This is a genomic window from Flavobacterium sp. Leaf82, from assembly GCF_001422725.1.
In the GTDB taxonomy this organism is placed as follows: Bacteria; Bacteroidota; Bacteroidia; order Flavobacteriales; family Flavobacteriaceae; genus Flavobacterium.
Genome location: NZ_LMMA01000006.1, coordinates 189,675 through 207,249, shown reverse-complemented (window position 1 = coordinate 207,249; position 17,575 = coordinate 189,675). Strand labels below are relative to the sequence as shown.

The 17,575-nt window shown below is 32.5% G+C and carries 13 protein-coding genes and 2 tRNA genes; 8 read left to right on the top strand and 7 right to left on the bottom strand.

The window, feature by feature from the left end; genetic code table 11:
* Positions 1-47: 47 nt before the first annotated feature.
* The 3 genes from ASF10_RS06995 to map form a co-directional block, all read right to left on the bottom strand.
* Positions 48-2,951, bottom strand: coding sequence for a DEAD/DEAH box helicase (locus tag ASF10_RS06995; RefSeq protein WP_056247071.1), 2,904 nt, complete (start codon positions 2,949-2,951; stop codon positions 48-50).
* 130 nt (positions 2,952-3,081) lie between these two features.
* A complete protein-coding gene (locus tag ASF10_RS06990) occupies positions 3,082-3,855 on the bottom strand; it encodes a class I SAM-dependent methyltransferase (RefSeq protein ID WP_056247069.1) in 774 nt (257 codons plus the stop codon).
* A gap of 27 nt (positions 3,856-3,882) precedes the next feature.
* Complete coding sequence (gene map / locus ASF10_RS06985; protein ID WP_056247067.1) at positions 3,883-4,701, bottom strand: type I methionyl aminopeptidase; 819 nt, start codon at positions 4,699-4,701, stop codon at positions 3,883-3,885.
* 266 nt (positions 4,702-4,967) lie between these two features.
* On the opposite strand from map, the gene ASF10_RS06980 reads away from it, so the two are divergent.
* Positions 4,968-6,224 carry a DUF445 domain-containing protein gene (locus ASF10_RS06980; RefSeq protein ID WP_056247065.1) on the top strand — a complete coding sequence of 419 codons (1,257 nt, stop codon included), beginning with the start codon at positions 4,968-4,970 and terminating at the stop codon, positions 6,222-6,224.
* A 149-nt stretch (positions 6,225-6,373) separates the two neighbouring features.
* Here ASF10_RS06980 and gpmI read toward each other — a convergent pair whose 3' ends face one another.
* Both gpmI and ASF10_RS06970 read right to left on the bottom strand, forming a co-directional pair.
* The gene (gene gpmI / locus ASF10_RS06975; protein WP_056247063.1) at positions 6,374-7,891 is read right to left on the bottom strand and encodes a 2,3-bisphosphoglycerate-independent phosphoglycerate mutase; all 1,518 of its coding nucleotides are present in this window, start codon (positions 7,889-7,891) and stop codon (positions 6,374-6,376) included.
* 139 nt (positions 7,892-8,030) lie between these two features.
* Positions 8,031-10,460, bottom strand: coding sequence for a DUF5916 domain-containing protein (locus ASF10_RS06970; RefSeq protein WP_056247061.1), 2,430 nt, complete (start codon positions 10,458-10,460; stop codon positions 8,031-8,033).
* A gap of 276 nt (positions 10,461-10,736) precedes the next feature.
* Here ASF10_RS06970 and ASF10_RS06965 point away from each other — a divergent pair, with 276 nt between their 5' ends.
* Positions 10,737-11,459 (top strand): murein L,D-transpeptidase catalytic domain family protein, encoded by a 723-nt coding sequence (locus ASF10_RS06965; RefSeq protein WP_056247059.1) that lies wholly within the window; start codon positions 10,737-10,739, stop codon positions 11,457-11,459.
* Here ASF10_RS06965 and ASF10_RS06960 read toward each other — a convergent pair.
* A complete protein-coding gene (locus ASF10_RS06960) occupies positions 11,448-13,034 on the bottom strand; it encodes a murein L,D-transpeptidase (protein WP_056247136.1) in 1,587 nt (528 codons plus the stop codon). The two genes, ASF10_RS06965 and ASF10_RS06960, sit on opposite strands and share 12 nt — an antisense overlap.
* 567 nt (positions 13,035-13,601) lie before the next feature.
* Between ASF10_RS06960 and ASF10_RS06955 the strand changes: the two genes are divergently transcribed.
* Positions 13,602-13,674 (top strand) — tRNA-Gly (locus tag ASF10_RS06955).
* 106 nt (positions 13,675-13,780) lie between these two features.
* Positions 13,781-13,853, top strand: a tRNA-Gly gene (locus tag ASF10_RS06950).
* Positions 13,854-13,976: 123 nt separating this feature from the next.
* Here ASF10_RS06950 and pepE read toward each other — a convergent pair.
* The gene (gene pepE, locus ASF10_RS06945) at positions 13,977-14,684 is read right to left on the bottom strand and encodes a dipeptidase PepE (RefSeq protein WP_056247056.1); all 708 of its coding nucleotides are present in this window, start codon (positions 14,682-14,684) and stop codon (positions 13,977-13,979) included.
* 187 nt (positions 14,685-14,871) lie between these two features.
* Between pepE and ASF10_RS06940 the strand changes: the two genes are divergently transcribed.
* The 4 genes from ASF10_RS06940 to ASF10_RS06925 are packed head-to-tail and all read left to right on the top strand — an operon-like array spanning position 14,872 to position 17,575.
* Positions 14,872-15,615 (top strand): carboxypeptidase-like regulatory domain-containing protein, encoded by a 744-nt coding sequence (locus ASF10_RS06940; RefSeq protein ID WP_241774921.1) that lies wholly within the window; start codon positions 14,872-14,874, stop codon positions 15,613-15,615.
* Positions 15,616-15,640: 25 nt separating this feature from the next.
* Positions 15,641-16,330, top strand: coding sequence for a carboxypeptidase-like regulatory domain-containing protein (locus ASF10_RS06935; RefSeq protein ID WP_082472392.1), 690 nt, complete (start codon positions 15,641-15,643; stop codon positions 16,328-16,330).
* Entirely contained in the window at positions 16,320-17,072 is a 753-nt protein-coding gene (locus ASF10_RS06930; protein WP_056247048.1) for a hypothetical protein, read from the top strand. The genes ASF10_RS06935 and ASF10_RS06930 overlap by 11 nt, the downstream gene beginning before the upstream one ends.
* Positions 17,069-17,575, top strand: coding sequence for a DUF6702 family protein (locus tag ASF10_RS06925; protein ID WP_056247045.1), 507 nt, complete (start codon positions 17,069-17,071; stop codon positions 17,573-17,575). Before ASF10_RS06930 ends, ASF10_RS06925 begins: the two co-directional genes overlap by 4 nt.

Here is a 17,575-nt window from a genome sequence, read left to right as displayed (position 1 = left end):
TTATATAACGTAACAGGATGCCGTTTTATTGGTTTTAAAAACAACTGCTAAGAACTTAAAATGTAATCTAAATTAACTTCTATTTCATCATTAATATAGCTTTCTTCTAAAAGCGAATCAGATAATAATTTTTTGTTTTCCTGCAATTTGATTATTTTTTCTTCTACCGTATTTTTCGAAATAAACCTGATCACGTTTACTTTATTTAATTGTCCAATTCGATGTGCCCTTCCAACTCCTTGTTTTTCAGCAAAAGGATTCCACCACGGATCCAAAAACAAAACATAAGAGGCTTTGGTAATATTCAAACCAACACCGCCCGCTTTAAGCGAAATAAAAAATAACAAAGGTTCTGCTTTTTCCTGAAATAGTTTTACCTGTTGTTCTCTTTTGCTCGACGGAGTTTCACCGGTAATTTCGCAATAAGATATTTTGTTTTCCTTGCACCAATCTGTATAAAAATTCAAATTAGTAACAAACGAACTAAATATGATCGCTTTTTGTTTCTCTTTTACTAAAGTTTCTAGATAATTAGTTACAGCGTTATATTTTCCGGAATCAATTTCAGATTCCTGATCGATCATTTTGGGGTGATTGCTCAATTGTCTTAACTTCATCAATGTGTTGATAATGCTAATTTTGTCCGGACTTGATCCGTCAGTTTTTAATAAAAAATTACGCGCCTTAGATTTTTCTTTTTCGTATAATTTTTCCTGTTCAGGATCCATATCACAATAATAAATCTGCTCTGTTAACTCTGGTAAATCTTTTAAAACCTGCTCTTTTGTTCGTCTTAAAATATAAGGCTGGATAAGGTTTTTTAATTCAGACAAACTATTCTCGTCTTGTTTTTTCTCAATTGGGATTTTAAAATTCTGAGCAAAAAAATCATAGCTTCCCAAAATATCAGGATTTATAAATTGCATTTGCGACCATAAATCGTCTAATGAATTTTCTATAGGCGTACCGCTTAGCGCCATTTTATGATGCGTATTTATTTTAGTAATAGCTTTAAAGATCTTAGAGTTTTTATTTTTGATGTATTGACTTTCATCTAAAATTAAATAGTGGAAATTATATTTTTCTAAAATCGCAATATCACGATGAACAATGCTGTAGCTTGTAAAAATTAAATCAGTTGATTCTAATCTGCTTGCTAATAATTTTCTGTCATTACCCACATACTGCATTTTCGAAAAATGCGGTGTAAATTTCGCAGCTTCATTATACCAGTTAAAAACCAATGACGAAGGTAAAACAATCAGGGCTTTTAAAGGTTGTCTTTCGATAGTCGTTTCATTTTGAAACAAATCAAAATTCGTGGTTTTAGTTGTAAAACCCAATTGTTCCTGAACTGCAACCAGAACGGCCAGGGTTTGTAATGTTTTACCAAGTCCCATATCGTCAGCCAGACAAGCTCCCAGATTGGAATTAAAATGACCTAAAAGCCATTTTACACCATCGATCTGATAAGGTCTTAATGAAGCCTTTAATAAATCTGAAGATGTATATTCGGCTTTTTGAATGATATCGTCTTTGATTTCCGGAATTGCATCCAGAGCAGCAAAATTACTTTTACGCAAAAGAAGATTTCCATTCTCTGTTTTTGCCAATTTTGCCAGTGAACCATATTTACTCAGCCATTCTAAAGGAATCAGAAAATAGTTTCCGTCAGGCAATAAAAAGAGTCTTTCCTTGCTTTTTATATTTGGAATAATTTCGCTGAAATTTACAGTGTAGCTACCAATTGTAATGATTATTTTAATATCAAACCAATCTTCTTTTGTTTCTTCTTTTGAAGCCGCAATAGTGTAGTTTTCTGTAATGATTTCTTTGCTTTCCAGTTTTAGATTTTGGATCGTAAATCCTAAACTTTCCAGTTCTTCTTTACGGTCAATAACAAATTGAATATTGATGTAAGGATCAGGATTTTCGGCATCAGTATTTAATCCGAATAACTCGTTTTTGATTTTTAGTAAACCAATTTCAAGTAATTTGTCTGTATATAAAGTTTCGGCAGAACTGCGTTTAAACTGAATGATTTTAGGTTCGTTAGCAATACTAAAATCAACAAACGAATGTGTTTTTTTAGTTTTGCTGCTGTCAAATGAATAACCGTTATAATCAAAATAAAGGTTGAGGTAATAACAGTTTTTAAAGAAATCAAAAACAGGCTGAATCGTGCTTGAAATAATTTGATCACGATGCTCAATTTCAAAACCAGTAGCTTCAATATCTATTTTTTTTGCTATTTCAGGAATGAAATTTTTAAAATAAGTATCAACTAACTTTGAAGGTATTTCGATTGATTTTTTCTTTAAAAAAGGAGAAAGTTTTTTAGAATTAAGATCCTTTAACTGCCCAAGTTTTTTATCGATAATCAACCAGCTTGGTTCGTCCAGCAGTGTCTCAATGCTGCTGTTCATGGGTAAAAATGTAGTTTCGTTTTCTTTTAGCGAAAGCGTATATGTAATTCCTTCAGTATGTTTATTAAACTCAATCTGAGGTTCAAAATATAGCGGATCGATATTGACTCTCGAACGATAAAAATCCTTTTCAACTCCCATATTAATAGATAACGGAAATTGTTTTTGAACAATAAGACTATAAAAGGAACTTAAATTTAGTTGTAAATGCTGACGAATTGCAAACTCAATTTTAGAATCTTTTTGCAAATCAGCAATGGTTTTTGCCGATTTGATTTTTGTACTAAATTTTTTGAAAATAAAGTCTGGTTTTAGCGATTCGCAAATGGTCAATATTTTCTTTGTTTCTGCATCTAAATTGTCAAAAACAATAAAAAAGCTTTCAAGTACATCTTTGGTTGCTTTTTTATTTAAATATTTAATGTCATCAGTATTCTCAACGATATATGCAGTTGGAATATAATGATTCAGATTTTTTTCAAAACTGATATCAAAGCAAAATTGAAATGAATTTGAAAGATCCAAGATAAGGCGGTTAGGTTGGGTTGTAATTTGGGAAGTGGTCTAAACTGAAAAAAGTTTTCAAAATACTGCTATTCTGAAAACTTTTTTAAATGAACTTATATCACTTATATGGTGAAAAAATCCGAATGATCTAGTTTTCTGGTTTGAAGCAAAGCGGAATAATTTCTCCTTTTGCCAAACAATATTTCTCTACCAATTCTGGTGTAATTTTATTCGTATAATCTTCTTCGATTACGATAAAGCCAATGCTTCTTAATTTGTCAAAATAATCACGGCCATAAATACGAACGTGATCGTATTGTCCAAATATTTTTGCACGTTCTTTTTGATCCGTAATAGTATCGTCAGCAAAAGTTACAGCTCTCGATAAGTCTTGTGGAATTTGTAGAATCGCCATTCCGCCTGGTTTTAAAACGCGGAATAATTCCTGCATTGCTTTTGTATCATCCGGAATGTGTTCCAGAACGTGATTGCATAAAATAACATCGTATTCATTGTCCTTAAAAGGCAAATTACAAATATCTGCTTTTACATCTGCCAAAGGCGAAAATAAGTCAGTTGTAGTGTAATCAAGGTTTTTTTGCTTGCGGAATAATTTATAAAAAGCTTGTTCCGGAGCAAAGTGAAGTACCTTTTTTGGTGCTGTAAAAAAATCAGTCTGATCGTTTAAATACAACCAAAGTAAACGGTGTCTCTCTAAAGAAAGTGTACTTGGCGAAAGCACATTATTACGTTGTTTGCCATATCCGTATGGTAAAAACGATTTGAAGCTTTTCCCATCAATCGGATCAGTAAATTTATCTCCTTTTAATGAAAATGCCAAAATTGGTCGAGCTACATAACTCAAACGAATTAATAATGGACGCGGTATTGTATTAAGTACTAATTTGAATAATTTTTTCACAGGGTTTTATTCGGGGTTGAATTTTAATTATAGAGTTAACGGCACTTTTCTGAATTCGTCTTCTTCTTTGCTTTCGATTCCCAAAGCTTTATAGATGTACTGAAAAGTCGATAATAATTCTGGTTTTCCGTCAATTAGTGCTACATCGTGTTCAAAATGTGCACTTGGTTTTCCGTCAGCAGTTGTAATTGTCCAGCCGTCTTTATGTTGTTTGATGTTTTTTGTTCCCATATTAATCATAGGTTCAATGGCAACAACCATTCCTTCAACAAAAAGTTTTCCGCGACCACGTTTTCCGTAGTTTGGCATTTCTGGTTCTTCGTGCATTTTTTGCCCTAAACCGTGACCAACCAATTCGCGAACAACTCCGTAACCGTGAGATTCAGTATATTTTTGAATCGCGTTTCCAACATCTTCCACGCGATTTCCTGCTTTAAATTCTCTGATTCCTACGTATAGAGATTCTTTAGTTACCTGCAAAAGTTTTTTAACTTCAGGAGCAACTTCTCCAATTTCAAAACTATAGGCGTGATCACCGTGATATCCATTTTTGAATGCACCACAATCTACAGAGATAACGTCACCACTTTTTAGAGGTGTGTTATTAGGTATTCCGTGTACAACTTGTGAATTTGGACTCATACAAAGCGAATTCGGAAAATCATATAATCCTAAAAAGCTTGGTACAGCACCGTGATCACGGATAAATTCTTCGGCTAATTTGTCTAAATATAATGTGGTAACTCCTTCTTTAATTTCAGAAGCAATCATTCCTAATGTTTTAGATACGATCAAAGCACTTTCGCGCATTAATTCTATTTCTTCACGTGATTTTACAATAATCATAATTTCGGATTTTCAGTTCGCAAAAGTACGATTTTAAATATTATTTTTTGTCTAATTTTTTTTGCCGTCAATTATTTTTTTTCGCAACGAATTCACGAATTTTCTTTAAAATAGTAGCGACTTAAAATTAAATACCCAGTATTCGGGAAATCAACATTCAAATATAATTTGTGTCAATTAGTGAAATTCGTGGCAAAACGACAATGAATAACGTTTCGATTTGACAGAAAAAACGTAAATTAGTAAGAGTTAAAACGACTTAAATTATGGAAACGTCAATAGATCAGGAAAATATACTCAAAAAAAAGGCTTTACGGAAAATGAAAAATAGTGCTTTGGCGCTATTAGGATTTGCCGTACTGCTTTTTATAATTGCTATTTATTTTAAAATTCCAATGTTGCAGGCTTTTAGTGAAGCAGCAATGGTGGGCGGAATAGCCGATTGGTTTGCGGTTGTTGCATTATTTAAACATCCGTTAGGAATCCCGATTTGGCACACGGCAATTATTCCGACGAAAAAAAATGAGATTGGTGAAAATCTGGGAAATTTTGTTTCTGAAGAATTTCTGAATCGTGAAAAATTAGAAATTAAGCTAGAAGAATTCAACTTTGCTACAAAAGCCTCAGATTGGTTGTCGCAAGAAGAAAATGCGAATAAAATTGCGAATCTTGTTGCAGTAAATATTATTCCTGGAATTTTAAAAACCATAAAAGATGAAGATATAAAGCGATTTATTCAGGTTCAGTTCAAAGAAAAACTGGAAGCAATTAATTTTGGAGATTGGGTTGCATTAGCTTTAGAACCTTTACAAAAAGGAAATGTAAAAGACGAATTGCTAACAAATATTCTGGATTTTATGAGTACAGAACTGAGCAATAATAAAGATCTGATTAGAAAAAAAGTTAAAGAATCCACTCCGTTTTTGAGTTTTGGCTTAGCCGATAAAAGCATTTCGGAAGGAATTTTTAATGGTTTAGCCGAATTTCTGGACGAAGCTAAAAAACCGCAAAGTGAAATCAGAATCAAAATAGACGAGTATGTTTATAATTTTCTGGATAAAGTAAAAAACTCTGAAGAAATGAGAATCAAGATCAATAACATGATTTTGGGTTTTGCAGGAAAAAAAGAAGTTCAGGATTATATAAACGGAATCTGGGATGAAATAAAATTATCGATTTCGAATGATTTGGAAAAAGGAGATCAATCGTCTATTAAAAAAAGTATTTCGGGTTTAATTCAAACTTTTGGAAACGGAATCAAAGAAGATTCTGTAATGATTGACAAGATTAATAATTTTATCAAGAACGATTTACTTTCTATTCTTTTGAATAATAAAAAAGTGATTGGAGAACTAATCTCTTCAACAGTAAAAAGTTGGGATGGTAAAGAAGTTTCAGAAAAATTAGAATTAGAAATAGGAAAAGATCTTCAATACATTAGAATAAACGGAACTTTGGTTGGAGGTTTAATAGGGATTATAATCTATTGTGTCGAATGGACGTATCACTATTTTGTATTTTAAACCATATAAGTTATATAAGTAAATATAAATCAGTTTGAGTTCAAAAAATTAAAAACCATATAAGTGATATAAAATCATTTTATAAAGCTGCGTAAAGCTTATAATGACTTATATCACTTATATGGTTTAAAAAACTTTTTAATGTATTTCTACAACAACGAATGACAAGTCATTGCGTTTGGCTGCTGAACTCCCATTAATTCAAGTATAGTAGGGGCGATGTCACCTAAAACACCATCTTGAATATTTTTTAGTTGTTTGTCTACTAAAATAATCGGCACTGGATTTGTTGTGTGTGCTGTATTAGGGCTTCCGTCAGGATTAATCATAGTTTCGCAATTTCCGTGATCGGCAATTACAATCGTTGTGTAATCATTTTCAAGAGCAGCTTCAATAACTTGTTTTACACAAGCATCAACAGCTTCACAAGCTAATATTGCCGCACTCATGATTCCGGTATGACCAACCATGTCTCCGTTTGCAAAGTTTAGACAAACAAAATCTACTTCTTTTTTGTTCAATTCAGGAACAAGAGCAGCTGTAAGTTCAAAAGCGCTCATTTCTGGCTGTAAATCGTAAGTCGCTACTTTAGGAGAATTTCTTAAAATACGGGATTCACCCTCAAAAGGAGTTTCTCTACCACCGGAAAAGAAAAATGTTACGTGCGGATATTTCTCAGTTTCTGCAATACGAATTTGTTTTTTGCCTGCTTTTTCAAGAACCTCACCAAGAGTTTCTGTAATGTTATCTTTATTGTAAACTACTTTTACGTTTTGGTATGTTTCGTCGTAGTTTGTAAGCGTTACATAATACAAGTTTAGCTTGTGCATGTTTTGCTCGTGAAAATCATGTTGTGATAGCGCTTCTGTAAGTTCACGACCTCTGTCTGTTCTAAAATTGAAGAAGATAACTACATCACCTTCAACAATTGTTGCAAGAGGTTTTTCATTTTCATCAACCATTACGATTGGCTCAATAAATTCATCTGTAATATGGTGTGCATAACTGTCAAGAACGCTTGCAACAGCATTTTTAGATGGAGTTCCAATTGCGTTTACAACCAGATCATAGGCTAATTTTACACGTTCCCAACGTTTGTCACGATCCATTGCATAATAACGACCAATGATCGAAGCGATTTTTACAGGAGTATCTTTAATGTGATCTTCTAAATCGTGAATGTATTTTGCCCCGGATTTAGGGTCAACATCACGACCATCTGTAAAGGCGTGAATAAAGACATTTTCTAAACCATATTCTTGAGAAGCATCGATTAATCCACGTAAATGAGAAGTATGAGAGTGAACTCCACCATCAGAAACTAATCCTAAAAAGTGGACTTTTTTGTTGTTTTCTTTCGCATAAGTAAACGCATCAACAAGAACCTGCTCTTTGGCAAGTGTCTGGTGCGCTACTGCTAAGTTTATTTTGGCTAAATCCTGGTATACAATTCTTCCTGCACCAAGGTTCATGTGACCAACTTCGCTATTTCCCATTTGACCCTCCGGTAAACCCACGTTTAATCCGTCGGTTCTAAGTTGGGCACTTGGGTAATTTTTGTAAAGACTGTTTATAAAAGGAACATTTGCATTGTCTATTGCAGATACTTTAGGGTCAGGAGATTTTCCCCAACCGTCTAAAATCATAAGTATTACTTTTTTGTTCATCATTTTTGTTTTTTACAAAGATAAACCATTTATAAAATGTGCACGAAAGCAATTGTTACAATTATGTTTAATAAAATGAAGCGTATTAAAAAATATTAATCTTGTTGAAGAATTCTATATTTTTTAAAATTAATTCAGACTAAGCTCTTTTTCGAACTTTATTTTTGACAGCATTGTAGTCAATAAAATATTTTACGCTTATAGAAAAGATATGTTTTAAGGCGTCATTATTAAGTAAAGCGGTTACGTTATGTTTGAAATCCTTATCAATAATCCGTTCAAAGTTTGAAGCATTGTTTCGATATAAAATAGAAAGCTGACTTCCCGGAGCAAACCACCACGAATAAGACAAGTCTGTATTCCAGGAATAAAAACTGGAATTTTTGTTTTCTGTATACTGTGGATAAGGCGTCAAAGTACCGTCAGGCATAAGTTCAAGGTCCTCTTTGTTTTCTGCATAAGACCAATATTGCCTAACGGCCAGGTTAAGAGTCATCGCACTGTTCAAAGCATATTTTCCGCTTAAGGTGTTCGAATACGTGATTACATTTCGATTTGCAAAAATGATAGTCTCAGGAGTATTTTCGTTATCATCATCGTCAATACTGTCAATATAACCTTTGTTGTTATTTTTTCTATTAAAGCTAAAAGTATAGGTCAGTAAAAGTTTGTCATTAAAACGATATCTGGGACCAATATCTACGCCATAAGCCATTCTTCCTGCCTCATCTGTAAAAATTATCGAAGGATTTAAATCTAAAGCGAATTTCTTATTGTAATTAGTAGAAATGCTTCCCCAGGTTTCTATTTTTCGAGGAATAATAACATAGCGGTTTTCCGCTCTTGGCTCGTAATAATCATTAGATTGTAAGGGATAAAAGACAACTCCCAATCCGTAATAATTGTTTTTTATAGTTGTAATGTTTACTTCAGAGCTTATTTTGTTTTCCTGGACTTTTCCAGATTCTTTATTGAGTTCGATATACATATCATAGTCAATCTTAAAACTATTAAAAAGCTTGGTTGGATTCAGGATTCTGTAATTTCCGTTTCCGTAGAAGTTGTAATAATTGGTATAAAAATTAATCCCCAAATCGTTTGGATCAAAATCTTTCGAAACAAAATCAGATCCCACACTATAACGATAATTTCCGCTGGTTTCTGCAAAACTTAGTGTGCTGAAAACCCCGTTTTTGTCTTCGGTATCATTAATCATACTGTATTTTACATTTCCGGATAAATTATAGGTATTTGCCTTCGTGTTTAAATCCCAGGCAAGTCCGGTTACATTTGCGTCTCTAAAATCACCATTTCTGGTAACATTTGTATTAATAAGTGTTACCGAAGAGTTTTTACGAAAACGCTGATCTAAAACCAATACATTATAATTGGTTAATGGTTCAACAATTTCACGTCTTGTTTCGCCGGATAAAGTATCTTTTATAGTTGTGAAAGTTTTCTCAGTAATAGCATTTAGGATCCCAACGCCCAAACCTTTTTTAGTTCGTCCCGAGATTTTTAAAGCATTAATGAGGTTAACATTCTGAACTTCTTCAAGTATTTCTTCATTCTCATTTAGAGTAGGTTCTGTAGAAGGTCGTCCGCCAATTCTTCTCGAATAAAACATATTTCCTTTGTTGAATAAATCAGTTCCCTCAGTAAAAAAAGATCTGTTTTCATTGAATTGCTGCTCAAAAGGACCCAAATTCAAAATTTGGTCATCATATTTTGTTTGTCCAAAATCAGGAATCAAAATAGCATCTAGCGTGAAGGCATCGTTGATTCCGTATTTAATATCCATTCCGCCTTTTAAGGTAGCATATGTTTTTTGGTGATCAGCAGTATTTAGATAATAAGAAGCATAAGGCATCAAAAATAATCGGGTAGGAGGTTTGATGTTTTCAATTCCTTCTAACAGACCGTTTTGTTGTGTAAATGTCCCTAATTTAGTGTCGATTAAATTCCAGGTATATTTTTTTCTTTCTCGTTTTATTTCCCTGAAAAAATTAATTCCCCAGGTTTGTTTGTCTTCGGCAGAGAATCTCAAAGCGGCATATGGAATTTTTATTTCTACAATCCAGCCGTTATCCGTCATAGCGGCTTTACTGATCCAGACGGCGTCCCAGGAATAATCTTCACCGTTGACATCAGTCATAATACAATCACCTTGTACATCAGCGGCAGAGACAAAGAACTCAAAACTTTGCTGACCATCATTAAAACCATTGATAAAAACCCCAAAAATATCAGCAGTACCAAAATTATCACGTTGTGAAATTTCTTTTAGAATTTTACTTGGCTCATTGTCATACATCATAACGCCAATATATATTGCGTCATTATTGTATAAAACTTTTACTTCGGTTTTTTGATTTTCCGGAATAGGTTTTCCATTATCAGGTTGATACATGACAAAATCTGATGCTATTGGCGCATTTTGCCATGCGGGTTCATTTAGCTTTCCATCAATAGAAATACTTTCTGTGATAAGCTGAGCTTGTAAAACTTTTTTTTGGCTATAACCCAAAAAAGAGATTAAAATAAAGGTAAAAAAGGCTATTTTTTTCATGAAATTTCGAAAAGTTACAATAAAATAGACAGTTCTAAGTTTTATTTGTTACAGAATAAGTTTCAAAATTACCATTAATTTTTATTTTTTTTAAGAAAATTGACCTAAACGTTAGGTTTTTTAGCAGAAGAAAAAATCTTACATAAAGATGGTTTTTGCGTTAATAATGTTAAAATTTCAACAAAAACAGCCTGATTTTCAGGCTTCTATTTTGTCAGCCTATAAAATTTTATACTTTTGCCATACCCAAATTTTTTATTAACCTAAAGAAATTCAATGATTTACAAGATTTATCCACTTTTGGTGTTTTTGCTATTATCTTTTGGTAAAGATTCAAATAACACCCCCGAAATTAAAAAGGCCACGACAAAAACGATCGCTAAAGTTGAGAATTTGACTGTCGAAGCTAAAATTGAAAGTATTTATCATACATTAAATTCTAACAATTTTAATTTGCCTGAGCTTAGAACTTTTTCTGAAGCCTTAAAAGGGTTTTACTTATTGAAAGAAAAAGGTGTGATCCAAAAAGACATTTTAACTGTAATTGACTTTAGTTTGTCATCAAACATGAAACGTCTTTGGGTAATCGATTTATCAACAAATACTATTTTATTTAACTCTTTAGTAGCTCACGGAAGAAATACCGGAGAAGAATTTGCATCTGCTTTCTCGAATTCAAATTCATCTTTTAAAAGCAGTTTAGGCTTTTATGCAACAGGCGAGATTTACCAGGGAAAACACGGAGCTTCTTTACGTTTAGACGGTTTAGAAAACGGAATTAACAGTAATGCCCGTCAAAGAGGAGTTGTAATGCATGGCGCTGATTATGTTTCTGAATCTTTTATCAGAGATCATAAAAGATTAGGCAGAAGTCAGGGTTGTCCAGCACTTCCAATCGAATTGACGGATGAAATAATTGAACTAATAAAAAACAAATCGTGTTTGTATATTTACCATCCATCAAGAAGTTTCGAGATGGAGCAAAAACTAATTTCTTAGTTTAGCATACAAATCCGAATCCAGATTATAAATATCAGCTCTGAAAATGAGCTGATTTTTTTTGCTCCAAGCTGTCCAGTACCATTGATATAAAGCATACTTTTTTGTGATCTTAATGCTCGTTGTTTTCTTAGAAGCAATAATGGTATCGATCCTGTCTTTTGGCCAGTTTTCAGAATCATCTAAAATATGTTGTGCCAATTCTAAAGGATTTTCAACACGAACACAACCTGAGCTTAAAGAACGGTTGCTTCTTCCAAAATTATTACGATGATTTGTGTCATGCAAATAAACACTATGATGATTTGGAAACAGAATTTTCATTAATCCCAGCGCATTATTATATCCCGGACTTTGTACATATCTATAATTCCCGGGTTTGTTCTCGTTCCAGTTATTAGGTTCAACAACATTTCCTGCCGTATCATAAATAGTAATGTTTTTATTGGCTAAGTAATTTCGATTTCGTTTCATTGCCGGTACAACATCTTCTTTCAGGATTGTTGGCGGTACAGTCCATGTAGGATTCAAAACCACTGTTTTTAGCATCGATGTAATAATAGGTGTCCTTCTTTTGCTGGTTCCTACAACAACATTTCGAACTAAAGTAGTATCCTGGCTTTCTACCACATTCAGGCTGTAATCAGGAATATTAATAATTAAATAGTTTTCTGCCAGATCATTCGTATACCATCTCCAACGTTCTAAATTGGCGATAATTTGTTCTTTCCTTTTTTGTTTAGAAAAGTTAAGCGCACTAATAGTTCCAACTCCAATAACGCCATCAGATGCTAAACCGTGTCTCTCCTGAAATTTCTTTACAGATTCAAAAGTTTTTTGGTCATAAATCTTCGTAAGACTATCTTTTTTAGGCATGTCCTGCCAGTAGATAAGTCTTTTTTTTATGTTTATTAATGCTGTATTCGTATCGTTTAAAGTAATTTTTGCTGCTGATTCAATAGTTTTTATGTCATCCTCCGGAAAAGTATTAATAATCTTCAGAGCATTTAATAGTTGTTTATAAGTGTATGCTTTTGACTGAATATTAGCAACAACGCTGTCTAATTTGTTTTTATTAAAAGCTTTGATAAGAATGTTGTTTACGTCAAAAGTTTTTTCGTCCAAATCCCAATTGTTATATAATGTTTTAGGGTTTAATTTTCCTTTATAAAGATGATTTAGGTATTTTTCGAAATTATAGGTAATTAAAATATCATAAGTAGCCAGATCAGTATCGCTTAGAGAACTGATCTTGTCTTCGAATTTTTTAAGTTTTGATGCTTTATAATCCTCAGGATTCAAACCCAATTCTTCTGAATTCGAAAGTTGGGATAAAACGTACGTTCTTTTTTTTAGATTTCCCCAAACCGTTTTATTTTCTGATGAGTTATAAAATTGTTTAAGGGTTTCACTTTTAAAAGTACTTATAAGAGCAGTGTCAATTTCTACTTTTCTTTCGTCAGTAAGTATAATTGCCGGAGCGGTTTTTTTTATAGTAACTGGAACAGGTTTAGGTGTATCTTTTTTACAGCCAATACAAATGCATATTACTAACAAAAAGTAAAGTTTCTTCATTCTAAATTTTTTAGACATTAAATAATGCTCGCCAATATCTTAATTTAAAAAGGACTCACCTTTGGGGTTGGCGTTCCGTTTTTTAAAAGCCTATGGCTGCGTTTCTGGCATTAAAGCAAATCAATCGACTTTGTTTGCATTGCAGTAGGTTTTGCAATGTTTGACTAAAGCTTTTTCAAATTATGTATGTGATGCGTTTCTAAAACTGCCATCTCTTAAATTCGATCTTGATTTTGCCCCGCAAATATAGTATTGATTTTTTTGAATAACGAAATATTTCCTATTAATTCTTCATTGGCAAAAGATCAAATAATCTATTGATTCTAATCTTATCCTTTAAATAGGCATTAGCCAAGACTTTTTTCTTTTCTTGAAACGGGTTATTTAGCGCGATAAGTCTCTTTTGACAGTATTTCCTTAATTATATTCATGATTTTTGAAAAATAATAGATTCTATAACTTTTTAATTTTAAATACGTTATGATTTATTGTTGATTTTAATTGATTTTTTTTGCGAAAAAGCTTGTTTTGAACTTAACTTATTTTTTATATTTGCACCACGGTAATGCGAAAGTAGCTCAGTTGGTAGAGCTCCAGCCTTCCAAGCTGGTTGTCGCGAGTTCGAGCCTCGTCTTTCGCTCTAAGAAACCGAAACTTAATTGTTTCGGTTTTTTAATCAAAATAAAATAATTATTGGTTTTTATTTTTTTAAACGATTTAATTATTTATATTTGCACCCTGTTAATGCGAAAGTAGCTCAGTTGGTAGAGCTCCAGCCTTCCAAGCTGGTTGTCGCGAGTTCGAGCCTCGTCTTTCGCTCTTCAAAATCCTCAAACAATTTGTTTGGGGATTTTTTTTTGTCTTTATATTTTTGAACCATTCAGATATTAAGAAAATTAAGTTCAGTTCTTAATAGACTTAATATCTTAATGGTAAGGAAAATTATTTTAGATTGCTTAAATCGTTTTCTGTTTCTAATTCTGCCGGATTTTCATTTTGTAGAAATAAACGAGCTGATAAGCTTCCTTTTAGCGTGATTTTATCTCCTTTTACTTCAAGCCAGCTTCCTTCTCTTAATCCTAAAACCGGAATAGCATTAAAGGCGTGAAATTCCTTAATTCTTGTTTCTCTGGTTTCTCCCATATGTTTAGATTGTGTGTCAGGATCTAAATAATGCGGATTTAAGTTGAAAGGAATTAATCCTAAAGTCTGAAAACTTGGCGGATAAATAATAGGCATGTCGTTTGTGGTTTGCATTGATAAGCCGCAAATATTGCTGCCGGCACTCGTTCCTAAATAAGGAGTTCCGTTTTTTACCGTTTCTGCAAGAACTTGCATGATGTTGTGTTTGTATAATTGAGTAACCAGTAAAAAAGTATTTCCTCCGCCGGTAAATATTCCTTCGGCATTTTTTATGGCATTTTCTGCACTCTCAAATTCATGAATTCCCTTTACAGAAATGTTTATTGAGGCAAATGCCTGTGCAACTTTCTTTGTGTAATCATCGTGCGAAATACCGCTTGGTCTTGCAAACGGAATAAATAAAATACTTTTGCAGTTTTTAAAATGCGATTGTAAAGTAGGTAATAAATATTCTAAATAGCTGCCTTCGTGAAGTGTAGAGGTGCTGGCAATAATAATGCTTTTCATAAAAAATAACTCAGATTGTTTAGGTTAAAGATATTAAAAAGTCTTTTTTTGCAAGGAACAAATGACTTTTAATTAACATATTTTTACCAAGTCCTTAATACTATATTTGGAGTGCATTAAGATATTTTTACACTTTTAAGAATAAATCTAACTTTCTGCTACTTTGACTACTAAAATTTTATGTTTTTTGATTGTTATTTTGAGTCAAATTGGCTGGTCTCAAAATCAGGACAGTACTATTATAAACGGACGAATTATTTCCGGTGCTTCTGATTTAGAAGGTGTTTATGTTGTCAATGCTCAAACTGAAGTTATGACAACAACAGATGCTTCCGGTGCTTTTTCTATCACTGCGAAACCCGGAGAAATGCTTATTTTTTCGTCGATACAATTCAAAGAAAACAGAGTTTTGCTAACGCCTGAAAATTTTTCAGACATTAATTTTACTGTAAAACTTAATATGGTTATGCATCAATTGCAGGAAGTCGTGGTTAGAAATTACAGTGGCATCAATGCAGTTTCTTTAGGGATTATTCCTGGTGATCAAAAAACGTATACAGAAGCCGAGAGAAAATTACATACCGCCACGGCATTAAATGCAAGTGCAAATGCAGGTACGATGGCTGGAGGTTCAATCTCTGCAGATCCTTTATTGAATTTTTTCTCAGGACGTACGGCAATGCTTAAAAAAGAAGTTGCCGTCGAGAAAAAAGAGTTTTTCATGAAGCTTTTAGAGCGCATGTTTACTCTCGAACATTTTATTGACCGATTAAAAATTCCGGCAGAATATGTAAAAGGATTTGAATATTATGCAGTCGAAAATGATAAGTTCACAGTGATTTTGAATTCGAAAAATAAAACATCTACAGAGTTTTTGTTAGGAGAACTAGCTGTAAAATATAAAGAAATAATCGCAAGTGAGAATAAATAACCTATTACATATTATATTTTTTTTATTGATTGTTCAGATTGGTTTTGGACAAAAAACAGCTTATAAAGAAATTACAGGACAAGTATTTGAGGAGTCATCGAATGTTGAAGGCGTAAATATTATTAATAATACCACTCAGGTTACAACTGTTTCAGATATAAACGGAATGTTTTCTATCGTCGCAAAAGAAGGTGATGTTTTGGTTTTTTCAGCGGTTAATCTGGATCCTGTCAAACGCCGCATTACAGTCGAAGATTTAAATCTAGCTTCTATTGTGATCAAAATGACTGCTAAAGAAGTAGAATTGAAGGAAGTAATTGTAAATGAAAATGCAAATATTACAGCCGAAAATTTAGGAATCATTCCGTCCGGTCAAAAAAAATATACACCAGCAGAAAGAAAAGTATATACTGCAACTTCAACCTCTGTGGATAAGTTACTTAATAAAATTTCCGGACGAACCGCAATGCTTAAAAAAGAGGTAAATGTCGAAAAAAAGGAGATGCTTTTTAGAAAAATAGAATACCTTTTTGAAGAGAATTATTATACAGAAAGATTGAAAATTCCTCAGGCAGATATCAAAGGATTTCAATTATATTGTGTAGATGATGCTGAATTTGCTGTATCTTTGGATACTAAGAACAAAACAATGAGTATGTTTTTAATAACAGATTTAGCAAGGAAATATTTAACAATTCTCGAAAATGAAAAATAAACTAGGAATACTCGTTGTATGCTTAATTTGCCAGGTTGTACTGGGGCAAAATTCAAGGAAGCCGTTACATGGTCAGGCGGTTAATAATACTTTAGCGATCGAAAGCGGTTATGTAATGAATATCAATGCAAATGTCAGAACCTTTATAGGTACAAACGGATTATTTGATATTATGGCACGACCAAAAGATACTTTGTTATTTACAGGATTAGCATTTCAGTCAAAAAAGATTGTTTTAACAGAGAAAGATTGTGCAGAAGTTCTTTTTTCAGTCTCTCTTAATTTGGTGAGTAATGAATTAAAAGAGGTTTTAGTACATAAAGATCTTAAAGTGAAAGCACTTGGTGGCGGATCGCAAAAAATAGTAGATATGCAGTTTGAAGATGATAAGCAATCTACCGCTAAAAACACAGTAATGTATTCTGATCAAACGATTAAATACGGAACTGATTTTGTTAGAATTTTTAAAGATGTGAAAAAGCTTCTCTCTAAAAATGATGAGGTAAAAGAAGAAGTTATATCAGATATGGCTTTTATTGAATATTCAAGAGCAAATTTCAAACCTGACTTTTTTACCAATACTTTGGGCTTAAAAGAAGATGAAATAGAATTATTTTTGATGTATTGCTCTAATGATCCGGAATCAAAAAGACATCTTGATCCTGACCAAAAATTTGAGTTAATGGATTTTCTGATTACTAAAAACAAAGAATTCAAAAAAGTGAATGTTTCTGCAAAATGAAAAATAGATTAATTTATCCTTTAATAGGGATATTGTTTTTATCGCTTTCAGCTTTTTCATTCCATAAATTTTATATGGGAATTTTTCAGGTCAATTATGCCGCTGAGAAAAAAATGATTCAAATTACTTCCAGAATTTTTATCGATGATTTGAATAATGGAATGGAAAAAAAGTATCATCAAAAAACTTTCGTTGGCACAGACAAGGAAACGCAGGCTGATATTGATTTATTGAAAAAATATCTCTCTGAAAATTTTACTATAAAAATAAATGGTCAGTCAAAACCCATTACTTTTTTATCTAAAGAAGTAGAATCAGATGATGTTTTAGTCTGTTATTCCCGAATAAAAGACATCGAAAAATTTAAAACAATCGAAATCTCAAATACGATTCTGGTCGATTGGAATGCTGAACAGCAAAACATTACACATATTTCAGCATTTGGTGTTAAAAAGAGTGTTCTTTTTACAGAATCTTCAAGGAAAGAAGTGTTAAAGTATTAA